At 55.2% G+C, this 3,671-nt stretch carries 5 protein-coding genes; 3 read left to right on the forward strand and 2 right to left on the reverse strand.

The annotated features are described in order from the left end of the window. Positions 1 to 349 precede the first annotated feature (349 nt). From Q0072_RS10480 to Q0072_RS10490, 3 genes are all read left to right on the forward strand, one after another. A complete protein-coding gene (locus Q0072_RS10480; protein ID WP_298329506.1) occupies positions 350 to 694 on the forward strand; it encodes a hypothetical protein in 345 nt (114 codons plus the stop codon). A gap of 140 nt (positions 695 to 834) precedes the next feature. Beyond that, on the forward strand, positions 835 to 1,227 hold the full coding sequence (locus Q0072_RS10485) for a hypothetical protein (RefSeq protein WP_298329508.1): 393 nt from the start codon (positions 835 to 837) through the stop codon (positions 1,225 to 1,227). Positions 1,228 to 1,598: 371 nt separating this feature from the next. Continuing rightward, on the forward strand, positions 1,599 to 1,817 hold the full coding sequence (locus Q0072_RS10490) for a hypothetical protein (RefSeq protein ID WP_298329510.1): 219 nt from the start codon (positions 1,599 to 1,601) through the stop codon (positions 1,815 to 1,817). Between the two features lie 182 nt (positions 1,818 to 1,999). Here Q0072_RS10490 and Q0072_RS10495 read toward each other — a convergent pair whose 3' ends face one another. Together Q0072_RS10495 and Q0072_RS10500 are read right to left on the reverse strand one after the other, a co-directional pair. Continuing rightward, entirely contained in the window at positions 2,000 to 2,872 is an 873-nt protein-coding gene (locus Q0072_RS10495) for a hypothetical protein (protein ID WP_298329513.1), read from the reverse strand. A gap of 610 nt (positions 2,873 to 3,482) precedes the next feature. Continuing rightward, the coding region (locus Q0072_RS10500) for a hypothetical protein (protein ID WP_298329515.1) at positions 3,483 to 3,671 on the reverse strand (189 nt) is incomplete at its 5' end.

A 3,671-nucleotide genomic window follows, 5' to 3' on the forward strand; every position in this document is an offset into this window, starting at 1 on the left:
ACGCCCACGGGCGGCGAATACCGGGCAACCCGCGTCGGCGACCTGTACGACACCTCGCCCTATAATGCCGATTACCCGGTGGAGGGCATCTCCACCGCGGCGTTCGTGAAGAATATGGGCGAGTTGATCAAGGCGTTGGGGGATAAGTAAGCGCTGGTACCTAAGGGCCATCCGAAGCGATCCAGCGCGATCAACAGCACCGGAGGGTCCAAGGCCAGCCCCTGTTGGTCCACCCGTCGGTCGGAGACGCCGGCGGGTGGCGATGATCTGAGCCTGAGCTCATGTTGATTTCCACATAAAATCATGGTAAATAATTCAAGTATAAACCACGGTCGAGAAAGCACTCTTCATGTCGAGAATGTCTTTTTTTGCGGTCCTGGCGTTCGGTCTTTTTGCTTCTTCTGTTTCCGCACAAGAAACCGGCAGCGCGTCGCAATGTTCGCAGGTCACGAACAGCGCCGGTGTCACGTTTCTGGCCTGTAAACCCGATGATGGTGCCGCCGCTGATTTCGGTCCGGCGGAAGGCATTGATGCCGATGCGTTTGAGGTCGGGGCCCATTGTGCCGCGCCGGCTGCCACCTACACCCTGATCTGTTCGGCACCGTCGGGGTTGGGGACGGGGTGTTCCTGCCAGGACCCCAATACCGGTGCCAGCGTCCGGGGCCAGGTCAAAAAGGTCGGCATGGGCGGGTGAGGTGCGGCAGCGCCCGCCCGGTCTCTGTCTTGCCACTTTGAACGTCCACTTAGCCGTGCTGTGTGTGCCGCCGGTGTCCCGGTGGTCAAAAGAACTGTGACCGGCACGGACATAACAGATCAACCACAGGGAGCTTCAGCATGCGTGGATTCGTCGTTGCCTGCGCCATAGCAATGTCAGTTCTTGCCGCATCCACGGCCAGTGCCCAGCAGTGCGATAACCAACAGCAGCCGTCCCCGCAATCGCGGACCAAGGCTGGGCTCAGCCTGCAAAACACGACAAGCAGTCAGATCAATGTGCTGTGGGCGGATTTTGACGGTGTGCTGACGCATTACACGACCCTGCAGCCCAAGCAGACGGCTGCCTTCGACAGCTATGTCGGCCATATCTGGTATCTGGAAGGCTTCACGCCCGACGGGGCCGTCTGCCTGGGTCCCATCCGCCCCGCACAGGCCAACGCCACCTGCAAGATGAAGATTTCGCTGGATAATGAAGGGTTCCTCTACGAGCAGCAGGCCTGCAAGGTGGAGTGATTTGTTCAAGCAGCTGAACGCGCCGCTGCTGTAAGTCTGGCAGGGGGCGTAAAAGTGACGATAAAGGGCGGCATCCTGTCGGGTGCCGCCTTTTTGGTTTGGATAGCACCGGGACACTTGCAGGGCCGTGCTCTGGATCGGGTGTCGTTATGAACAGCACCCAGATGCTCTGTTTCTCCCATTGGAAGGCCACACGCACCAAAGTCAAATCTGCCACTTCTGTCTGCTGGGCACCGACCCCGCATTGGAACGCCAGCAGCGCCTGCGCGATGACGCCGCCCAGCAGTTGGCCGCCCAGAAGGTGGGGCTGGCCGAGCGCCACCGCCAGGTGCTGGAGGGCCAAGGATGCCAACGCGCTGGCCAAGCTTGGCATGGTTTATGCTCCGCTGGGCGACCTGAACCAAGCCATCCCCCTGCTGCAACAGGCACTGACCGGCAAACTGATCAACCCCACCGTCGTCCGCCTGGGCGTCCTGCAATACCGCGCCGGACAGGCCCAGGCGGTGGCGCAGACCTTAGCCGCCCTGCCGCCGGGCAGCGACGAGGCGCGGCTGGCGGGGATTTGGGGGCTGATGTATGGTGGGCGGTGAGGGGGTGCCTCATCTTGATCGCAGACAAGATAGGCACGCCCCCGAAAAGTGGTGTTTAGCGGCATCGTTGATAGCTCTATGGTGCAAGGACCAGCACCCTTACAGATGTTCCTCCAACTTGAGGGCATCGAGCATATAGACACGAAGGTCAAACGCCCACAACGCAGCGACTTAGCTACCGATCATCCATTTCGATATGTATAGGCCTTTTTGGCAAGTTCAGTGATAAGTTCACTGTGTTTCTTCGTGTCATCCTTTGCCAAGCGAATACGGAAGAGAGACCACCTGGCATCATACTCTTGTGTCTCAAGGCCTGACGCATCGATCATATTCTGAATTGCTTCCGAATGCGGGATATTGACCTGTAGAAGTGTGAAGTTTTTCCTTGGTTTAACGGATATAAAATTATTAACCCTCCCATCTTCAGAAATGCCAATATAAAATTTATTATACTTTAGTTCAAGTGTTGGGTTTATGGTTTTAACCAAAGCCAAAATCTGATCTGCAACCGCAACAGTCATTTTGCTTGCTTTTACTTCCCAATATGCGCGGTCCGTTGGAGCCGCTTCTGCATCCTCATCTTCATCAACCAGTCCGCGACTCAGTTCATCTACAACAGTTGAAAATGCCAGCGTGACATGGTCGCCCACCTTCAATGCCTGCATCTGGATTGCGATCAACGGAATGGCACCATTGAACAAAGAAACTACATTCAAGAAGCGACTAGTGATGTCTTCCGCAATGATGACGGCACAATGATCGTACTGTGGATACCGCTTACGCTCAATGTCCCAGTATTCAATAGTGCGGATTATATGCGCCTCATCGGTTGCACCCAATTGCAACTCGACCTCATACCGTCGCTTTGTATCTGGGTCCTGAAGCAGTAGATCAAGACGACCAGCCCTTGGCTGTACGCGTTCGCTGTGCCTAAAAACCAAATCCCCCAATCCTAGGATTGAAGGATCATTTGATATAAGCCCTTGGACCCACTTCTCGTTAAACTCTGGATGCGTTCGCATTATGATGCGCTCCGCCTTAGTGTATGTCGGCATGAATAAAGTTCCTAATTTCACGCTATGAGCGAACAAATTGACACATCACCTTAATGATTGCAATTAATCTTATCAACATTCGTTTATGGTTGATAAACTCATCACCGCCTGTGCAGATACGGCAATTTCCTTACAGAACCCACTCAAGTGGGTTTATCAAGTGGCTGGTTTCGGGGAGGTCATCACGCCGTTTAGGGATGCCGTCAAGGAAGACCTGAAAGGAGTAAACCCCAACATACCATCCATTTTTGGTATCATAGACGATCAGATGTTGGTCAAGCATGAACTGCATTTCTTGAACATACTGGACCAAGCCCGGCAGTCCTCAACGTGGAGATGCTAGTTGAGCTGGGTGCGTTGCAGGCACTTGGCGACGCTGTTGGATTTTGGCCGTTTGCCTTTGATTTGATGCCCTCCAACTGGAGGAAGAGAGTGTTCGGGGCTGCCGCTCACGGCGGGCCAATTTGTAGCCATTATCACTGAACACACGTGGGAGATATATTGCTTCAGTAAGTTGTTTTGTCCCCACAAAAAAAGCGGCGCCCCGCCGGGACGCCGCTTTCCTCACCTCAAACCCTCAACGCCACAACGGGGGCAAACCGCCCCCCTCTCACCCCAAGCGCGTCAGCGCATCCGCCAGCTTGGCCCGCACCGTGTCGGCTTCCGCCCGGCGGTCGCGCTGTTCTTCGATCACCTCTTCCGGCGCCTTGTCGACGAAGTTCTTGTTCGACAGTTTGGCATCGATCTTGGCGATGTCCTGTTCCAGCTTGCCGATTTCCTTGGCAAGACGGGCCTTTTC

This window comes from Asticcacaulis sp., from assembly GCF_027484505.1.
Taxonomy (GTDB): domain Bacteria; phylum Pseudomonadota; class Alphaproteobacteria; order Caulobacterales; family Caulobacteraceae; genus Asticcacaulis.

Coding starts and splice junctions, on each gene's coding strand:
- Q0072_RS10480 (WP_298329506.1), top strand. CDS start 350: ATGTCGAGAATGTCTTTTTTTGCGGTCCTGGCGTTCGGTCTTTTTGCT.
- Q0072_RS10495 (WP_298329513.1), bottom strand. CDS start 2,872: ATGCCGACATACACTAAGGCGGAGCGCATCATAATGCGAACGCATCCA.
- Q0072_RS10485 (WP_298329508.1), top strand. CDS start 835: ATGCGTGGATTCGTCGTTGCCTGCGCCATAGCAATGTCAGTTCTTGCC.
- Q0072_RS10490 (WP_298329510.1), top strand. CDS start 1,599: ATGGTTTATGCTCCGCTGGGCGACCTGAACCAAGCCATCCCCCTGCTG.